The sequence below is a fragment of the Halobacillus sp. BBL2006 genome (assembly GCF_000786645.1).
GTDB lineage: Bacteria > Bacillota > Bacilli > Bacillales > Halobacillaceae > Halobacillus.
Map to the genome: position 1 here is coordinate 1 of NZ_JRNX01000984.1, position 869 is coordinate 869.

Annotated in this window: 1 protein-coding gene; it reads right to left on the minus strand. The window is 41.3% G+C overall.

The features are described from left to right. Positions 1-242 precede the first annotated feature (242 nt). Positions 243-869 (minus strand): SDR family NAD(P)-dependent oxidoreductase (locus LD39_RS21555; RefSeq protein WP_035554016.1); only part of this gene is annotated, 627 nt, incomplete at its 5' end.

The following is an 869-nucleotide window of genomic DNA, read 5'->3' on the forward strand; positions in this document are numbered from 1 at the left end:
CTTTCTGTTAATACAACACTTTTTCAGTGGCTTCGGCGGAGCCTGAGGAGGCTCAGTGCCCGACCACGGAAAGCGAGTGATTTCCCGGCACTCCTTTCTCTATCCAAGGCAACGGAAACAGCCATTATCTCGAAACTGAGTCTTCAATAATCGGGAGCTTTAAAGGAATAAGGTAAATTAAATGCTAGGCTATAAAAGTATAAAAAAGCGAACGTTCGATTTGAACGTTCGCTTTTTTAAATTTAAAATCCGTATATGGTCATTCCTCCATCTACAAACAATGTCTGCCCAGTCATATAGTTACCAGCATCTGAAGCTAAAAAAACAGCAGCTCCAGATAACTCTTCCAACTTACCAATTCGGTTCAGAGGAGTTCGTTCTAGAATGGACTGCACATACTCTTCGTTCTGCAGGAGTTCTTCCGTTAGTGCTGTAGGAAAATACCAAGGACCGATGGCATTAACATTAATTTGATATTTCCCCCACTCAAGCGCTAGATTCTTCGTCATTTGGATAAGTGCACTTTTCGTCATGGCATACACCACACCCGTACGCAAAGCAGTATGTCCACCTACAGAAGAAATATTGATGATTTTGCCTTCTTTACGCTCCTTCATCACCCGTCCAGCATACTGTGAAAGGAAGAATGCGCTTTTCATGTTGGTGGAAACGATCGTATCCCATTCTTCTTCGATTACTTCTTCAGCTTTACTTCTTATGTTCATTCCAGCGTTATTGACCCAGACATCAATTTGGCGCCCATTCCTCAGCTTTTCTACTTCTTCTTTAATTTCTTGGTAATCATTGATGTCTTTGCAAATTCCATAAGCTTCTCTGCCTAGAGATTGAACTTCTTGTTTTGTTTTTTC